Genomic DNA, 17,088 nt, shown 5'->3' with positions numbered 1-17,088 from the left:
GAAATGACGAGGCCCGCCGCGGGGGCGTCCACGTCAGATCGAGAAGAGGTTCAGGCCAGCTGTTCTGGGGGAGAATAAAGCGGATCGGGTCCAGACCCGTGCCGCGAAACGTTCAAATGAAGAAAGGCGATCGCACCTAGCGTGATGGGCTGAGCGACCAGAACGAGCGGCGGAATCGGCGAGGCGACGGCAGCGCAACCCATCTTGGCCATGCAGTCCGGCGTCATGTCCTTGCAGCAGTCGCCGGGATTTCCGGTCGTGTCGCCGGCCATGTCCATGGTCTCGGCGCAGTCCAACGCCTCCGCCCCGACCCCGGCGTTGTGAAACAGCTGGATCGGCATGGCATGGGCCGTCGACTGGCCGAAAAAATCCGGCCAGGGCAAAGATGAGCAGAACTGTGCGGAGAAGGTTCCACATCACACGGTCAGGTTACACGCTTTGAGCATCAACAAGTCAAGATCGCTCTGGAAGCTCCAGTCGGCCGGGCCATGACGGGCCCGAACCGACCGGAGCCAGGGAAGTTTCTAGTGGACCATGAAGCGGGCGACGCCGCTCATGGCGTGGCCGTCGGCGCCCTCGGCCGACCAGGCCAGAACATGATTGCCCTTTCCAAGCGCAGGCAAGGCGACCGTCGTCTTTGTGCCGGCCGCGGCCTGGACGGGAACGGCCGTCGGACGACCGCCGTCTGTCGTCAGCGTCAGGGACTTCAAGGTCATCGCGTGAGGAAAGGTGATGCTGAAGGCGGTCGGCGCACTCGAGGACATCGAGCCGTCAGCCGGCGAGGTCAGCACGCTGGCTGACGAAGGCGCGGCCATAGCCATCCCGCCATGACCCGCGTGGGGGTCAGCAACCTGGGCGGAAGCGGCGCCGGCAGAAGCCAGCATGGCTGCGGCGATCGTGAAGGGGATGAAATAACGCATCTTGGTTGTCTTCCTTGGTTCGGACTTAGTTCGGAGAATGATCCATGCTGGGCAGGTCCCGCATGGTCGACATATCGTGACCAGGCATATCGTGACCCGGCATGGGCGCAGATTGGGGCTTGGGTTGCGATGGGCTCACTTTCGGGGCCAGGGACGGATGTCCTGGCTCGCGCGCAGGCGCAGCCTTTACGGGTTCAGCCGCTTGCTGAACGACGACGCTGGCCGGGCCTGTCGGCTCGAGAGCGGAGGCAGTCTCCGCCGCCGAGGCGGCAGTCGGGGTTGTTGCAGTCGCGGCAGGCTCGACGACGGCGGCCGCCTCCTTGGGCGGTGGCTGTTCGGCCGCCGGCTGGCAAGCCGCCAACAGGCCTGCAGCCGCCAGCGCCGTTGCAATGTAAACCTTCATCAACTTCTCCTTAAAGCCTAGAACCAGGCCCTGACGCCGACCACCACTCGGGTGTCTTCGGCGCTTCGCCCTCGCGCTTCGGCGAAATCGCGCGTGTCGCCAAAGCTCCTGGTCCATTCGACCCCGACATAGGGTGCGAATTCTCGGCGGATCTCATACCGCAGACGGGCGCCGACCTGCAGGGTGGACAGGCCTGACCCGATCCCCAGCTCCGGGATGTCCTCCGCCGACAGGTTCACCTCCGCGCGAGGCTGAAGGATCAGCCTCTGGGTGATCCTCTGATCATATTCGACCTCGGCGCGCGCCGTCAGTTCGCCCTTGTTGGACAAGAAGGCCGCGGCGTCGACTTCAAACCAGTAGGGCGCCAGGCCCTGGACCCCGACGACAAGGTCAGTCCGGTCACCCTCGGGCCGATAGGTCTGCCGCAGGCCGGTCTGGAAGTCGAAATAGGGGGTGAAGGCGCGGCTGTAGAGCGCCTGGAGTTCAGCCTCCTCGAGTTCTCGCCCGAACTCGCCCTCGCCTTCCGACTTCCACCAGAAGCGGTGAATGTCTCCGCCGTACCAGCCCTGGGCGTCCCAGGCGTAGCCCTGCTCGCCGTCGACGGACGTCGCTTCCAGCTGGTCGATCATCACCGCGCCGACACGAATGTCGCCGTTTTCCGCCACCAGCACCCTGCGCGCCGCCCTCATGTCCTCGACGCTGAAGATCTGGTCCGCCACATGGGGAGGACCATACAGCGCGCCGGCCGGCGGCGGCGTCTGGGGCGGGCGTCCCGGATTGTCCGCGCCTGTCGGAACGTCCGGCGGCATGGCCATGCCGGCCATGCCGGACATGTCGTGCCCCGCGTGAGGGTCCCCCTGCCCCGAGGGCGGAGCCCCCATCGGCATCGTGGACATGTCATGCCCCGCTGTCGCCGGCGCGGGCTGGGCCTGCCCCATGGTCGACATGTCATGCCCCGCATGCGGGTCCGCCTGCCCTGCCGGCGCCGCACCCATCGGCATCGTGGACATGTCATGTCCTGCAGTCGCTGGCGCGGGCTGGGCCTGCCCCATGGTCGACATGTCGTGCCCCGCATGCGGGTCCGCCTGCCCTGCCGGCGCCGCACCCATCGGCATCGTGGACATGTCATGCCCCGCCGTCGCCGGCGCAGGCTGGGCCTGCCCCATGGTCGACATGTCGTGGGCGGCGCCCGCGGCTCGGGCGGGCACGGTTCCCGGGGGGCAGGCCGAAGCAGGAGATTGGCTCATTCCCGCGTTTCCCGTCGTCGCCGTCGTTGAACCCGGCGCGACGCATCCTTGCGTCGTCGGCGGCGCCTGGCGCGGCGCCGGCGAGGTCGCGCCGTGTCCGGCATGGGTCTGGGCCAGGGCGGGCGTCGCCGCCAGGATCAGAGGAACCACGGCAACTGAGAACCGGATCATGCCCCCTCTCCTTCCATCGGACGAATGGTGACGACGTTGAACATTCCGGCGTGCATATGCATCAGGAGATGGCAGTGGAAGGCCCAGTCTCCGGGGTTGTCCGCCGTGAGGTCGAAACTGACCTTGCCGCCGGGCGCGACATTGACGGTGTGCTTCAGGGGCTGATGCCCGTCCGGCCCGCCGGTGACGAGCTCGAAGAAGTGCCCGTGGAGATGGATCGGGTGGGCCATCATGGTGTCGTTGACCAGGGTCACCCGCACCCGCTCGTTCCGTTCAAAACGGATGGGTTCGACCAGCTCGCTGAACTTGCGCCCGTCGAAGCCCCACATGAACCGCTCCATATTGCCGGTCAGGTGGATCTCCATCGAACGGCTGGGCGCACGCCTGTCCTTGTTGGGCGTCAGCGAAACGAGGTCCGTATAGACCAGCACCCGGTGATCGACCTTCTCCAGGCCCTGCGGCCTTTCGCCCATCCGGTTCGCCGGCATCGGCGATATGGTCTGGACCCCTACGCCCACGGCCATATTGGGCGGCGCGTTCTGGGGATCGCGCATGTTCATGGCGCCCATGGATCCGTGATCCATGCCGGCCATAGCCTCCCCTGCAGGAGCGGCGGCGGCGGCGCCGTGATCCATCCCTGGCATGGCGCTGTGATCCATTCCGGCCATCGGCGCGGCGCCCATCCCCTCCATCCCTTCCATTCCGCCCATGCCGCCCATGTCCATGCCCATGTCCTTCATGGTCAGGGTCGGCACCTCGCGCAGCGGCGGAACCTCGGCCGTCATGCCCAGACGCGGGGCCAGGGTCGCTCGGCCCATGCCCGAACGGTCGATGGCTTCGGAGACGATGGTGTAGGCCCGGTCCTCGGTCGGACGAACGATGACGTCATAGGTCTCGGCGACCGAGATCTGGAACTCGTCGGTCTCGACCGGGCGCACGTTCTCCCCGTCGGCGTTGACCACGGTCATGGCAAGACCGGGAATGCGGACGTTGAAGATCGACATGGCCGAGGCGTTGATGACGCGTAGGCGCACCCGCTCGCCGGGCCGGAACAGGCCGGTCCAGTTCTCCTGCGGGCCGTGGCCGTTGATCAGATAGGTGTAGGTGGTGCCGTTGACGTCGAGAACGTCGCGGGGATCCATGCGCATGGCTCCCCACATCCGGCGCTCCGCGAGGCTCATGCCGTCCGCGCCAGAGAACAATCCCGCCAGCGTCGTCCGATGGCGATTGAAGTAGCCGGGGCTCTTCTTGAGCTTCGCCAGAATCTCATGCGGATGCATGAAACTCCAGTCTGAAAGCACCAGGACGTGCTCGCGGTCATAGGCGACCGGATCGGCGCCCGCCGGATCGATCACGATCGGTCCATAGTGGCCGAGCGCTTCCTGAAGCCCCGAGTGACTGTGATACCAGAAGGTCCCAGATTGCCGGACCGGGAACTCATAGACGAAGGTCTCGCGCGGCTTGATGCCGGGGAAGCTGATCCCGGGGACGCCGTCCATCTGGAACGGCAACAGGATGCCGTGCCAGTGGATCGACGTCTCTTCGTCCAGTTGGTTCGACACCGCCAGGCGGACGTTTTGGCCTTCGCGAAGGCGCAGAAGCGGCGCCGGAAGCTGGCCATTGATCGTCGTCGCCGTCGCCGTCCTGCCGTTGACGGTGAACGGCGATTGTCCAACCGTCAGATTGATATCAGCGCCCGTCAGCGTGGGATAATCCGCGCGTAGACCGGGAGATCCGGTCTGCGCCCAGGCTGGCAAGAAGCCCTGCAAGCTCAACAAGCCGCCGCCAACAACAGCGCCGCGCAGCAGCCTTCGACGATCCAGCGTCATTGCACAGTCCTCACCGCCTGTCCGTTCGGGAAACGAACCTGGCTCTCCAATAGGATACGCACGCGAGGCCTCCCTCCCCTCGGACGCCTGATACTGCAAATCCGGGACGCCGATTGGGTTCCGAAGGCGCCAGTTGATCAGGCTTCGTCGCGCAGTTGCTGCGCCAGCTTCTGGCGCGCCCGGGCGACCCGCATCTCAACGGCCTTGGCGGAGAGGCCCAGGATTTCCGCGACCTCGGCGTGACTGCGCTCCTCGATGGCGGTCAGCAGCAGCGGCTCCTTCAGCTTCGGCGGCAGTGCGGCAATAAGGGCATGCAGACGTTGCGCCTGTTCGGCGGCGTCGTATCTGTCTTCCGTGCCGGCCTGCTCGTCCGGTACGGCGAGCGCCTCCGACGACTGGAGGTCTGCCACGCCCATGAACAGCCGGCGGATTTTGCGACGACGGCTCCAATCCCGGCATTTGTTGATGGCGATCGTGCGCAGCCAGGCTTCGAACGATCGTTCCGGATCATAGCGGCGGATGGCCAGCCAGGCGGCGGCGTAGGCCTCCTGCACGAGATCATAGGTTTCATCGGCGTCGCCGACATAGCGGCGGACAAACCTGTAGAGACCTGCCTTGGTGTCACGCACGAGCGTTTCAAACGCCACGACGTCGCCGTGGGCCGCTCTCGTCTGCAGGGTTTGGCGCTCCTGCACGGAGGCTACTGAGCGTCGTCAGCCGTGAGCGCCGCGACAACGCTCCGGTCGAAGCGACGCGCCTGGGCTTCGTTCATCACTGTCCGCATCTCGAAGATATGGGCGATCGTCGCCTGCTGCAGCCCCCCCATGGCGTCATGGAAGTGGTCGACGGCCGGCTGAACCGCCCGGCTGTCGCCGTTGCTGACCCTGATGGCCTCGGCAAGCTCGCGATTGGCCGCCTGCACGCGAGATTCCAGCTGGACGCGCTGCCCGGCGAACCGGGTTTCGATGTCCTCGATCTCGGCCAACTGTTCCGACGACAGATCGAGATCCTTGTGGACGATCTCGTGCAAGGAAGGCGGCGCCTGCTTGTTGAGGACCCAGCTGGCGCCCGCCCATGCGGCGACCCCGCTCGCCGCGGCGGCGAGCGCGACCGTCACGGCGATGGACTTCCAGGCGATCGCCATCAGCCTACTTCCAGCCGCACCAGCGGCGATGTCGCCGCCACCGAGAAGATCGCCATCTCCGAAGCGGTCGTCTGCGCGAATGTCGCCCCGAGGCCGCCGTTGGCGATGCCGATCACAAGGGCCATGGCCACGGCGGCCAAACGAATCCGATCGGTGGCCTGCTGCGCCTGGATCGCTTTCACGCGGCTCCAGACATCCTCCTCGAGCCGATCTAGCGACACGCCGTCGCCGGGCGCGGCGCGCGCCAGCCAAATTCCGAGATCATCCATGATCGGTGCCTTTCGACGTTGTTACTGGGGATACGCATTACCCGGCGCTCATCCCTCAAGACGGAGCGGCCCAACTCGCTTTGACGCAAATCGAGGGGGACAAGCCAGACCGTGCGTAAGAGAATTAGAGCGGGTCTTCGCCGGGAGGGGCGAAAGCATGGTCATCGGAAGCCTAGCGCCAGCCGCCCCCGGCGGCGGCCCCTTCGTGAACGCGCGGATCAAATCCTCAGGAAAGGGTTGAATCATGTCGACGCCTGTTTCCCCCTCGGGACGGCATCCGTTTCCGCCTGTCATCGAGCCATTGACGAGCGTTCGCTTTTTCCTGGCGCTCGGGGTGGTGCTGTTCCATTATCAGCTGGCGTGGACCCTGCCGCCCGAGGCCTCGGGCCTGTTGAACCGGGCGCGCCTGGGCGTGGACGTCTTCTTCATCCTCTCGGGTTTCATCCTGACGCACGTCTACCTGCAGGGCGAGGCCGCTCCCCGCTTCGGGCCGTTCATCGTCGCGCGGTTCGCGCGCATCTATCCGGCCCACCTTTTCATCCTGCTGGCGATGCTGGCCATGGTCTTGGCCGCAGATTTCATCGGGATCGCCCTGCAGGGCGGGCGCTTCAACGTTCCCGACTTCCTGATGACGCTCTTCCTGGTCCAGGCCTGGTTTCCCAACCAGGACGCCGAATGGAACGGCCCCTCCTGGTCGCTCTCGGCCGAATGGTTCGCCTATCTGATTTTTCCGGCCTACGCCTGGATCGCGTTGAGGTTGAGACGCCGTCCCTGGCTCATCATCGGCCTCGCCGCTCTCCTGTTCGTGGTGCTCGACGCGGTCTATCGCGAAGTCTTCGGCCCCGTGCTGCCCCGCGCCGAGGGCAGCATGGGCGTCCTGCGCATACTCCCGGAATTCCTCTACGGCATCGGGCTCTATTATCTCGGCCAGGGCATACGCGTTTCACAAAGAGCCGCCCTCGTCCTGGCGGTCGGCTCCACCGGCCTCCTCCTGGTCGCCATGCAATACCCCCTGGACGACCGCCTCATCGTCCTGTTCGCGGGCCCCTTCCTCCTGGCGCTTGCGCTGCTCGCAAAATCCGGCGCCAGGACCTTCCTTTCCGCCCGCCCCTGGCTGTTCGCCGGCGAAGCCTCCTTCGCCCTCTACATGGTCCACATCCCGGTGCTCATGGTCTGGAGAAACGCAGCAGAGAAGCTCCACGGCCTGCCCTCCGACTACAGGATGAGCCCCTGGGAACTCGCCCTGCTCCTGGCCCTCTCGCTCGCCGTGGCCGCCTTCGTCCATGTGGCCGTAGAGCGGCCCGGCCGGCGCATCATTCGTCGGCTTTTCGCCCGAACTAACCCCACGCCCCGGCCCGAACCGGGACGTTTCGTTCACAACGACCAAGGAGAACCCCTTTGACCTATCGTTCCATGATCATCGCCGTCGCCGCCCTCGCCGCCCCCGCGATGATCACGGCGCCCGCGCTGGCCCAATCGAACGCAGAGGCCCAGGTGGTCGCCGTGCTGGATGGCTACCGCGTCGCGCTCGAGACGCTCGATGCGCCTCGCGCCGAAACCTTCTTCTGGCCCGACGCCCAGGTCTTCGAACAGGGCGGCGTCGAGGGAACCATCTCCCAGTATCTGTCCCACCACCTCGGCCCCGAGCTCGCCGAATTCTCCAGCTTCGCCTTCCAGGATCATGTGGCGAAGGCGACCGTCGTCGGCGACGTCGCCTATGCGACGGAGACCTACCGCTTCCGGATCGCGTTCAAAGCCGCCGGTCGCGCCCCGGTTGAACGGCGCGGCGTCGCCACGAGCGTCCTTAGACAGCGCGACGGCGAATGGCGTATCGTCAGCTATCACTCCTCGACCAGAGCGCCGCGACCGGCTTCCTGACACGCGCCGCCGCCCCCTTCGCGGCTCAGACGGTCTCTATTCCCGACCTCTCCCATGCGGTGGAGGTCGGGAACCGGCCCTTCCGGCGCGAGGTTGATCCGGCAGGATCAGTTCCAATGAAAAAATTGCGCCCCTCGTCACGCCGCCTCGGAACCCAGGGTCTCATCTCGAGAGGAACTTGAATGCCGCTTGCGGACAACAAGGCCGCTCTCTCCTCCCCGGCCCCCACGGAACGGCGGGACTTCATCCACGTCGCTGCGGGAGCCATGGCCGTCGGCGCCGTCGGCATGGCGCTCTGGCCCCTGATCAACTCCATGAACCCGGCGGCCGACACCCTGGCCCTCTCCTCGGTCGAGGTCGACTACGGCAAGGTCCAGCTCGGCCAGCAGATCGTGGTCAAATGGCGCGGAAAGCCGGTGTTCATCCGTCACCGGACCCCCAAGGAAATCGCCGAGGCGGTCGCGGATGACCATGCTGCGCTGCGCGACCCGGCGACGGACGCCAGTCGTCACAAACCGGGGAAGGCCGAATGGCTGATCCTGATCGGCGTCTGCACCCATCTCGGGTGTATTCCGACCTTCGGGACGGGCGACTACGGCGGCTGGTTCTGCCCGTGCCACGGCTCCCACTACGACACCGCAGGACGTATCCGGAAGGGGCCTGCGCCCAAGAACCTCTACCTTCTGGACTACGCCTTCCTGAACGAGACACGGGTCAGGCTCGGCTAGCGAACGCCCTCCCCTGCGCTGACGACGCAAGGGGAGGACATCATCGCTCCGAGACTCCTGAAGGCGACGCAGACCGTGTCGTGCGCTATGACGTCACATCATCATGGCGGCGGGCGGCGCGAGCGTTCCCATCACGGCGACGAGCCCCAGAAGAATGACCGCCAGGAGCGTCTCCAGCACCAGGCTGCGTCGCAGCGCCCTGATCGCCGACGACTTCTGGCTCTCATCTTCCAGGGCGCGATGAAGGCACGGCGTCAGGACGAAGCGATTGGACGCCGCCAGGGCCAGCATGCCGACGAAGACCGCCAGTTTCGCCGTCAGCAGAAGGCCGTAGGGCGTCGTCAGAAGCGCCCCCAACCGATCGGGACCGACCAGGAACCAGGTGTTCACCAGACCCGTCGCGACCAGAAGACCGACCGCGAGCGTGCCCATGCCGGCGAAACCGTGCAGAGCGTCATGGGTCAGCCGGTCCCGCTCCGGATCTCCATGAGGAATAGTCAGGAACAGGCCCAGCGCAGCGAGAGCCCCCAACCACATGGCCGCAGCGGCGGCGTGGATGACATCCGCCCCTAGGTGTATGACGCCCGGAGCGCCCTCGGTGGCGCCGCCGTGGCCGGTCCAGGCCAGACTGGCGCAAACCACCAGGCCCAGGATCGCGAGGCCAATCCAGCTCGCCCGGTTGGGCCGCAGCACAAGAAGCAGGACACCAGCCAGAGCCGAGACCACCGCTCTCGCCAGAAAGGCGCGGCCGATCTCCATGTCGAACGCCATATAGGCAAGGGACGCCGGTTTCAGCGCTTCCGCCATCGATCCCGCCATGACGGCGGTTTGCAGGACCAGAGCCGCGAGCGAGGCGATCGCGGTCGCGAACGCCGCAATCAGCAGCGTCTTTCGCGGCCATCTTTCGACGGCCGCGTCCGACGTGGGCATCCTGAAGGCGAAGAACAGGGGCACGCCCAGCAGGAGCATGGCGCCCAGATACTGCGCCAGCCTCAAAAAGACGACCGAGACCTCCAGCATGGCTTAGCGCACGATGAAGGTGGTGGAGCCCGTCATGCGGTGCCCGTCGGGCGAGGCTACGCGCCAGTTGACCGTATAGGCGCCGGCGGCCAGGGCGGAGCGCGGAGACCCGCTCAGGGTCTTGCCGTCCTTGGAGACCCGGGCCTGAACCGGAATGACGGTTCCCTGGGCGTTGGCAAGGTCAAATCCCGAGAAGGCCGGAGCCATGCGCTCGCTGAAGGTGAGGCTGATGGTGCGCGGGGCCGCCACCGTGGCGCCGGTCGCCGGCGTGGCGCTGACGAGGCGGGCGTGGGCGTCGGCCTGGCCCGCGAAAACGGAAAGCGCGGCGACCGCGCCGGCCAGGTTTGCGATCTTGAAACGGTTCACGTGTGTCTCCTTGAGGAAGCGCCCCTCTCTCATAGATACGCAGGCCTGCGGCCTTCCCCTCAAGACTGGCGAGCGCCTGGCGAATCCTTCGCCGCCTGCATCGCCTAGAGCCTGACCGCCCTGAGACGAAGCGCATTGGCGATCACGCTGACCGACGACAGCGCCATGGCCAGCGCCGCCAGGGCCGGCGACAGCATCAGGCCGAACACCGGATAGAGGACGCCCGCCGCCACGGGGATTCCCAGGGTGTTGTAGCCGAAGGCGAAGACCAGGTTCTGGCGGATATTGCCCATGACCGCCCTGGACAGATGCCGCGCGCGGACGATGCCCTGGAGGTCGCCGCCCAGCAGGGTGACGCCGGCGCTCTCGATCGCCACGTCTGAACCGGCGCCCATGGCGACGCCGACGTCCGCCGCGGCCAGAGCCGGGGCGTCGTTGACGCCGTCGCCGGCCATGGCCACGACGCGCCCCTCGGACCGAAGCTGCTCCACAACCGAAGCCTTGTCCTGCGGCAGCACCTCGGCCCGGACGTCGTCGATGCCCAACCGGCGTGCGACGGCTAGCGCTGTCGTGTGATTGTCGCCAGTCATCATCACCAGCCGGAGGCCGGCGGCTTTCAGATCGCGGATGGCGTCGGCGGTGGTGGCCTTCACCGGATCGGCGATGCCGAGGACGCCGGCCACAGCGCCGTCAACCGCGACGAAGATGGCCGTAGCGCCCTCCTCTCGCAACACTTCGGCCGCCGCCTCGAGGGGCGCGACATCGACCCCGGCCTCCGTCAGGTAGCGGGCATTGCCCAGGAACAGACGTCGACCGTCGACCTGGCCGGTGACGCCGCGGCCGACCGGACTGTCGAACTCCGCAGCCTCGGAAAGCGTGAGGTCGCGATCGGCTGCGGCGCGCATGATGGCGTCGGCCAGGGGGTGTTCGCTGCCCCGCTCGAGGCTGGCGGACAGGCGAAGAAGCTCGACGTCGTCAAAACCCTCGACCGGGCGGATCGCCGTCACCGAAGGACGGCCCTCGGTCAGGGTGCCGGTCTTGTCCAGCACCAGGGTGTCCACCTTCTCGAACCGCTCCAGCGCCTCGGCGTTCTTGATGAGGACGCCGGCGCGCGCCCCCCGCCCCACCCCCACCATGATCGAGATCGGCGTGGCGAGGCCGAGCGCGCAGGGGCAGGCGATGATCAGAACCGACACCGCCGCGACCAGGGCGTAGGACAGGCGCGGATCCGGACCGACCAGACCCCAGACGACGGCGGCGACCACGGAGATGGCGATAACGGCCGGCACGAACCAGCCGGACACCAGATCGGCCAGGCGCTGGATGGGCGCGCGGCTGCGCTGGGCCTGGGCCACCATCTGGACGATCTGGGCCAGAAGGGTGTCGGCGCCGACCTTGTCCGCCCTCATCACGAAGGAGCCTGTCTTGTTCAGCGAGCCGGCGATGACCCTGGCCCCGGCCTCCTTGGTGACCGGCATGGATTCCCCGGTCACGAGGGATTCGTCGATGGCCACGCGCCCTTCGAGAATCTCGCCGTCGACCGGGATCTTTTCACCCGGGCGGACGCGCAGCCGGTCGCCCACCGCCACGAGGTCGAGCGTCACATCCTCGTCGGCGCCGTCGTCGCGCACCCGGCGGGCTGTCTTGGGCGTCAGGTCGAGCAGGGCCCGGATCGCGCCGGAGGTCTGTTCGCGCGCGCGCAGTTCCAGGACCTGGCCCACTAGGACCAGCACCGTGATCACCGCCGCCGCTTCGAAATAGACGGGCGCGCTCCCGTCCATGCGCAGCATGGCCGCGGGAAACAGCCCCGGCGCCAGCACGGCGACAACGCTGTAGATCCAGGCCGCCCCGACGCCCAGGGCGATCAGGGTGAACATGTTGAGGCTGCGGTTGAGGAGGGACTTCCATCCGCGCACGAAGAAGGGCCAGCCGGCCCACAGGACCACAGGCGTCGCCAGCACGAACTGGATCCAGTTCGACGTCTGCCCGGGAATTCTGTCCATCAGTCCGGTCAGGTGACCGCCCATCTCCAGCGCGGCTACCGGCAGGGTGAGGACGGCGCCGACCCAGAGCCGCCGCGTGAAGTCCTTCAATTCATGATTGGGCAGGGCTTCAGCAGTGACAGTCTCGGGCTCCAGCGCCATGCCGCAGATCGGGCAGGACCCCGGCCCTTCCTGGCGCACCTCCGGATGCATCGGACAGGTGTAGATCGTCCCTGCGGGCGCGGCCTTCGCCTTCAGCTTCTCGCCGAGGTATTGGCCGGGATCCGAAACGAATTTCGTCCGACATCCCGCCGAGCAGAAGACGTAGTCGTGACCTTCGTGCTCTGCGCGATGCTGGGCGGCGGCCCGATCCACGGCCATGCCGCAAACCGGGTCGATCGCCCCTCCGCCTTCATGCGAAGCATCCTTGTGAGCGGGAGTATGGCGAGGATCGTGGACCGTCGGCATGGCGTCACTCCAAATTCAGCGCTCGTCCGGCCTATACCCCTTGGGGGAAGGGCTCAAGGCGAGGCGCGAAGCCTGCGCCCGCCATCATACCGGCGACGATCTGCCGAACCGCCCTCAAATCGGACGGTCGCGTGGCGAGCTGCAGGCTCCCGCGACGTCCGCTCCAGCACTGGTCACGGCGTAAAAATACTATACAGGGGTATCCTATGGCGCACACATCGACCAACAAGAAGAAGCTCGTGGCCCGCGTTCGGCGGATCGCCGGCCAGATCGGCGCGATCGAACGCGCCATCGAAAGCGACACCGACTGCTCGCAAATCCTTCAGCAGGTCGCTGCGGCTCGCGGCGCCATGGGAGGACTGCTGGAAGAGCTGATCGAGGACCACCTTCGCCATCACGTCGCCCATCCCGAACTGAGCGACGCCGATCGTCAGAGCGGCGCCGACGAACTGATCGCCATCATCCGTCGCTATTCCAAGTAATCCACGCCCATGACCCTGTTCGACACCGACCACCTGACCCACGACCACCATTTCCTGAGCCGCGCCCATGACGAGAGCGCGCGCCGGACGCTGTGGGTCGTCGGCCTGACCGCCGTGATGATGGTCGGCGAGATCATCGCCGGGATGATCTACGGTTCGATGGCTTTGCTGGCGGACGGCTTCCACATGGCGACCCACGCGGGCGCTCTGGCTGTCGCGGCAGGCGCCTATGCCTACGCCAAACGCCATTCAGCCAACCGCCGGTTCAGCTTCGGGACCGGCAAGGTCGGCGATCTGTCGGGCTTCGCCTCGGCGCTGGTGCTCGGCATCGTGGCGCTGGGCATCGCCGGCGAGTCCGTCGCCCGGCTGTTCGATCCCCGCTCCGTCGCCTTCGGACAGGCCACGCTGGTCGCCATTCTCGGCCTGGGCGTCAATCTGGTGAGCGCGCTTCTGCTGGCGGGCGGCGGTCATCACCACGGCCATAGCCACAGCCATCACGGCCATGACCACCATCACCATGACGATCACCAGCATCATGGCGAGCCTCGCGACAACAATCTGCGCTCGGCCTATTTTCACGTCCTGGCTGACGCCCTGACCTCGGTTCTGGCCATCGTCGCGCTGATCGCGGGTCGGTACCTGGGTTGGGTCTGGCTCGATCCGGTGATGGGGATCGTGGGCGCGATCGTTATCGCCCGATGGTCTTGGAGCTTGATGCGCGACACCGCCGCCGTACTGCTCGACACGACGGACCAGGCTATCGAGGCGGAGGTGCGTGAATGTGTCGAAGGTCCCGGCGACGCTCGCATCACCGATCTGCATGTCTGGCGCGTGGGTCCCGAGGCCCACGCCGCCATCGTCAGCGTGACGGGCGGCGTCGACAGCGACACGATCCGCACCCGCCTCAAGCCGGTTCATGAACTCGGGCACCTGACAGTGGAATGCCGCTGACCTATCGGCGAGGAACCGACTGAACCACTACGGAATCCACCCGGGTGAGCCCCTGTGGGCCCGGCCTCCGGAAAGAGGAACCAGGGGCTCGACCACGACACATTCGCCTGGACCGGCCAGTGCGACGATCCCTCCATTGCGTTGAAATCGGATTCCCCCTAACGGGAATCGTCAGGGAATTTACTTCTTGCCGCAGCTGTTACGCCTCCTTTGCATCTGCCTCGGCGTGACCATCATGGTCGCGGTGCAGATGCATGGGGTGGTCAACAACCAGCATCGCGTCCAACACAGCGTACAGTTCCCCGGCGTGACCTATGAAGCCATGGCGGAAGTAGCCCACCACCACGATCACGTCCCTGCGAGCGAAGCACCGGACGGCGGCGCGGTCCTCGACGTCGCCGACAATGGCGACGCCCCCTTCAGTCACCATCATCACAGCGGCGGCGACATCCACCTGGCCCTGACCGCGCCCGTCCACCCTGTCGGATCCGGCCTGCTAGCCTCGCTCGACCTTGGGCCTGCGCCGGACGCCCTGCCGCCCGGCCTGACCGGCGATGATCCCTCACATCCTCCAAAACACGCGCGCCTGATCGCCTGATCCTGCGCGGCCGTTCGGCCGCGCGCGCCCCTGTTTTTGGAGACTATCCTTGAGACATCCCATGTCCGGCGCTGCCGGATGGTGGGCGCGTCGTGCGGCCGTTTCGGCCCTCGCGCTCACGCTCGCGGCGGCCTGGCCGCCCGTCGAGGCGTTCGCCCAGGCGACGCCCTCGACCGCGCCTGCCCGGCCCCTTCCTCTGGAAGAGGCTCTCCGTCGCGCCGTCGGCGCCGATCCGGCGCTCGCCGGGACCGCCGCTCGCTCCCAGGCGGCTGAAGCCGGCGTGCGCCAGGCCGACGTCCGCCCCAACCCCACGCTCGGCCTGATGGTCGAGAACCTTCCCACCCTTGGCGGCGGGGACATCCTCGGCCGCACGGAAACCACCCTCTCCTATGAGCAGCGCCTCGAGCGCGGCGGCGACCGCACCGCCCGGGTGACGCTGGCCCGCGGAGAAGGCGCGCTCGTCGCCGCCCAGGCTCGCGTGGCGCAGCTGGACCGGCTCGAACGGGTCCAGCGCACCTGGTCGGAAGTCCTGGCCGCCGAGGGCCAGCTGGAGATCGCGCGTGAGCGTCTCGCCCTGGCCGAGCGTTTCCAGGCGGAGGTGCAACGCCGGGTGAACGCGGCGCGCGACCCGCTGTTCGCCGGGGCCCGCGCCGAAGCCGAGCTGGCCCAGGCCCAGATCGATTTCGACCAGGCCGAGATAGCCGTCCGCATGGCCCGGATCACCCTGGCCAAGTTCTGGGACGGGGGCGCCGACTTCGTCATCGGCGCGACCGCCTTCGAGGACGTCAGCGCCGCCCGCGTCGCGGCGGGCGAGCCGGCCCAGGCCGATCTGGACGTCTTCGCCGCCCAGCGCACGATCGCCGAGGGCCGCGCCCGCGTCGAGGAGGCGCGGGCCGTTCCCGACCCCACCGTCAGCGTCGGCGTACGTCACATCTGGGACAATGAGGTCGCGCTGGTCTTCGGCGGAAGCCTACCGCTTCAGCGCCACGACCGGAACCAGGGCGCCATCGACCGGGCGCGCGCCGAAGGCAATGCCGCCCAGGCGGACATGAACGCCTTGCGCACCGAGCGTGAGCGCGAGATCGCCCGCCTACAGGTCCAGCTCCTGGCCAGGGCGAACGAAGCCCGTCGGATCAGGGAGGAGACCCTGCCCCAGGCCGAACGCGCCGTGACCCTCGTCCGCGAAGGCTTCGCCCGCGGCGGCTTCACCTACAACGACGTCATGAGCGCCCACACGGCCCTGTTGCAGACCCGGGCGCGCCGCGTGACGGCGCTTCAGGCCTTCCATCTTGATCGCGCCCGCCTTGACCGGCTGACCGGCGCCCATGCCGATCTGATCGGCCCGGAGATCCAACCATGATCCGCTCCATCTCCGCCCGCCTTCTCGGCGGGGCGGCCATGGCCGCCTGCGCCCTGGCCCTCTCCAGCTGCGGCGAGCGCGCCAAGCCGGCCGAGGGCGGCGAGGCCGAAGCGGCCGCCGCCGCCGACTATGAACGCGGCCCCCACAACGGCCGCCTGCTGCGCGACGGCGACTTCTCGCTCGAGATCACCATCTATGAGGAAGGTCCCGAGCCCCTGTTCCGCCTCTACCCCTACCTCAAGGACAAGCCCCTCGATCCCGCCCTTGTGTCGGCCGACATCGCGCTCACCCGCCTGGGCCCCAAGGTCGACCGTTTCCAGTTCACCCCGGAAAAGGACTATCTCGCCAGCCCCGGCGTCGTGTTCGAGCCCCACTCCTTCGACGTGGCCGTGAACGCGACCCAGGCCGCCAAGCGCTCGACCTGGACCTATCAGTCCTATGAAGGCCGCACGGTCATCACCCCGACGGCCGCCCAGGCCGGCGGGGTCACGACCCAGACGGCCGGCCCCGCCGTCCTCGGGGAAAGCCTGCCGCTCAGCGGGCGCGTCGAGATCACGCCGGAAGGCCAGAGCGAGGTCCACGCCCGCTACCCCGGTCGGGTCGTGGCCATGAACGTCCAGCTCGGCCAACGCGTCACGCGCGGCCAGGTCCTGGCGCGCGTGGAATCCAGCGAAAGCCTGCAGACCTACGCCGTCACGGCGCCGATCTCCGGCGTCATCCTGGCCAAGAACGCCAACCCCGGCGCCATCACCGGCAACGGCGCGCCCATGCTGGTCATCGGCGATCCGACCCGGCTTCACGCCGAGTTCTTCCTCTATCCGCGCGACGCCGAACGCGTGCGTGTCGGCCAGAGGGTGGAGGTGACGAGCCTGGCCGGCGAACACCGGGCCAGCGGCGTGATCGAAGCCATCCTGCCGTCGGATGACGTCCTGAGCCAGACCCTGGTCGCCCATGTCGAGCTGCCCTATCAGAACGGCGTCTGGCGTCCGGGTCTGGGCGTCCAGGGATCGGTCCAGGTCGGCGAAGGCGAGGCGCCGCTCGCGGTGCGGACCAAAGCCCTCCAGCCCTTCCGTGACTTCACCGTCGTCTACGCCAGGGTCGGAAACACCTATGAGGTGAGGATGCTCGAACTGGGCCGCCGCACCGACGAATGGACCGAGGTCCTCGGCGGCCTGGAGCCCGGGACCGAATATGTCGTCGACGGCGCCTTCCTCATTCGCGCGGACATCGAAAAGTCCGGCGCGAGCCATGACCACTAGGGGGCGCGCGCAT

General features: G+C 67.4%; 18 protein-coding genes. 8 read left to right on the top strand and 10 right to left on the bottom strand.

Features of this window, described 5'->3' with window-relative positions; genetic code table 11:
* Positions 1–50: 50 nt before the first annotated feature.
* The 7 genes from FGL25_RS07505 to FGL25_RS07475 form a co-directional block, all read right to left on the bottom strand.
* A complete protein-coding gene (locus FGL25_RS07505) occupies positions 51–341 on the bottom strand; it encodes a hypothetical protein (protein WP_252970075.1) in 291 nt (96 codons plus the stop codon).
* Positions 342–524: 183 nt separating this feature from the next.
* A complete protein-coding gene (locus tag FGL25_RS07500) occupies positions 525–920 on the bottom strand; it encodes a copper resistance CopC family protein (protein ID WP_040345414.1) in 396 nt (131 codons plus the stop codon).
* A 420-nt stretch (positions 921–1,340) separates the two neighbouring features.
* The gene (locus tag FGL25_RS07495; protein WP_223850724.1) at positions 1,341–2,741 is read right to left on the bottom strand and encodes a copper resistance protein B; all 1,401 of its coding nucleotides are present in this window, start codon (positions 2,739–2,741) and stop codon (positions 1,341–1,343) included.
* Positions 2,738–4,570: a copper resistance system multicopper oxidase gene (locus FGL25_RS07490; protein ID WP_046652888.1), complete on the bottom strand. Its 1,833-nt coding sequence runs from the start codon at positions 4,568–4,570 to the stop codon at positions 2,738–2,740. The genes FGL25_RS07495 and FGL25_RS07490 overlap by 4 nt, the downstream gene beginning before the upstream one ends.
* 137 nt (positions 4,571–4,707) lie before the next feature.
* Positions 4,708–5,217 carry an RNA polymerase sigma factor gene (locus FGL25_RS07485; protein WP_233126655.1) on the bottom strand — a complete coding sequence of 170 codons (510 nt, stop codon included), beginning with the start codon at positions 5,215–5,217 and terminating at the stop codon, positions 4,708–4,710.
* 53 nt (positions 5,218–5,270) lie between these two features.
* Positions 5,271–5,714, bottom strand: coding sequence for a periplasmic heavy metal sensor (locus tag FGL25_RS07480; RefSeq protein WP_003164973.1), 444 nt, complete (start codon positions 5,712–5,714; stop codon positions 5,271–5,273).
* Positions 5,714–5,983 (bottom strand): hypothetical protein, encoded by a 270-nt coding sequence (locus FGL25_RS07475; protein ID WP_003164974.1) that lies wholly within the window; start codon positions 5,981–5,983, stop codon positions 5,714–5,716. The genes FGL25_RS07480 and FGL25_RS07475 overlap by 1 nt, the downstream gene beginning before the upstream one ends.
* A 244-nt stretch (positions 5,984–6,227) precedes the next feature.
* Between FGL25_RS07475 and FGL25_RS07470 the strand changes: the two genes are divergently transcribed.
* From FGL25_RS07470 to petA, 3 genes are all read left to right on the top strand, one after another.
* Positions 6,228–7,385, top strand: a complete 1,158-nt coding sequence (locus tag FGL25_RS07470; protein ID WP_040345415.1) for an acyltransferase family protein — start codon at positions 6,228–6,230, stop codon at positions 7,383–7,385.
* An 11-nt stretch (positions 7,386–7,396) separates the two neighbouring features.
* Positions 7,397–7,861, top strand: coding sequence for a YybH family protein (locus tag FGL25_RS07465; protein ID WP_040346703.1), 465 nt, complete (start codon positions 7,397–7,399; stop codon positions 7,859–7,861).
* A 182-nt stretch (positions 7,862–8,043) separates the two neighbouring features.
* Positions 8,044–8,589, top strand: a complete 546-nt coding sequence (petA, locus tag FGL25_RS07460) for a ubiquinol-cytochrome c reductase iron-sulfur subunit (protein ID WP_040345418.1) — start codon at positions 8,044–8,046, stop codon at positions 8,587–8,589.
* Between the two features lie 93 nt (positions 8,590–8,682).
* Here the strand turns inward: petA and copD are convergent, their stop codons facing one another.
* The 3 genes from copD to FGL25_RS07445 form a co-directional block, all read right to left on the bottom strand.
* Positions 8,683–9,609 (bottom strand): copper homeostasis membrane protein CopD, encoded by a 927-nt coding sequence (gene copD / locus FGL25_RS07455; protein WP_003164976.1) that lies wholly within the window; start codon positions 9,607–9,609, stop codon positions 8,683–8,685.
* Positions 9,610–9,612: 3 nt separating this feature from the next.
* Positions 9,613–10,008, bottom strand: a complete 396-nt coding sequence (copC, locus tag FGL25_RS07450) for a copper homeostasis periplasmic binding protein CopC (RefSeq protein ID WP_088491550.1) — start codon at positions 10,006–10,008, stop codon at positions 9,613–9,615.
* A 71-nt stretch (positions 10,009–10,079) separates the two neighbouring features.
* Entirely contained in the window at positions 10,080–12,425 is a 2,346-nt protein-coding gene (locus FGL25_RS07445) for a heavy metal translocating P-type ATPase (RefSeq protein WP_220119308.1), read from the bottom strand.
* Positions 12,426–12,631: 206 nt separating this feature from the next.
* On the opposite strand from FGL25_RS07445, the gene FGL25_RS07440 reads away from it, so the two are divergent.
* The 5 genes from FGL25_RS07440 to FGL25_RS07420 all read left to right on the top strand — a co-directional run bounded on the left by FGL25_RS07440 (position 12,632) and on the right by FGL25_RS07420 (position 17,075).
* Entirely contained in the window at positions 12,632–12,907 is a 276-nt protein-coding gene (locus FGL25_RS07440; protein ID WP_003164978.1) for a metal/formaldehyde-sensitive transcriptional repressor, read from the top strand.
* Between the two features lie 9 nt (positions 12,908–12,916).
* A complete protein-coding gene (dmeF, locus tag FGL25_RS07435; RefSeq protein ID WP_040345421.1) occupies positions 12,917–13,858 on the top strand; it encodes a CDF family Co(II)/Ni(II) efflux transporter DmeF in 942 nt (313 codons plus the stop codon).
* Between the two features lie 187 nt (positions 13,859–14,045).
* Complete coding sequence (locus FGL25_RS07430) at positions 14,046–14,456, top strand: hypothetical protein (protein WP_112999850.1); 411 nt, start codon at positions 14,046–14,048, stop codon at positions 14,454–14,456.
* 61 nt (positions 14,457–14,517) lie between these two features.
* The gene (locus tag FGL25_RS07425) at positions 14,518–15,816 is read left to right on the top strand and encodes a TolC family protein (RefSeq protein WP_076222537.1); all 1,299 of its coding nucleotides are present in this window, start codon (positions 14,518–14,520) and stop codon (positions 15,814–15,816) included.
* On the top strand, positions 15,813–17,075 hold the full coding sequence (locus tag FGL25_RS07420; protein WP_046652901.1) for an efflux RND transporter periplasmic adaptor subunit: 1,263 nt from the start codon (positions 15,813–15,815) through the stop codon (positions 17,073–17,075). Before FGL25_RS07425 ends, FGL25_RS07420 begins: the two co-directional genes overlap by 4 nt.
* Positions 17,076–17,088: the final 13 nt, after the last annotated feature.

This window comes from Brevundimonas vancanneytii (assembly GCF_901421975.1).
In the GTDB taxonomy this organism is placed as follows: Bacteria; Pseudomonadota; Alphaproteobacteria; order Caulobacterales; family Caulobacteraceae; genus Brevundimonas; species Brevundimonas diminuta.
The sequence above is the reverse complement of the archived record's forward strand: the minus strand, read 5'-3'. Positions and strand labels throughout refer to the sequence as shown.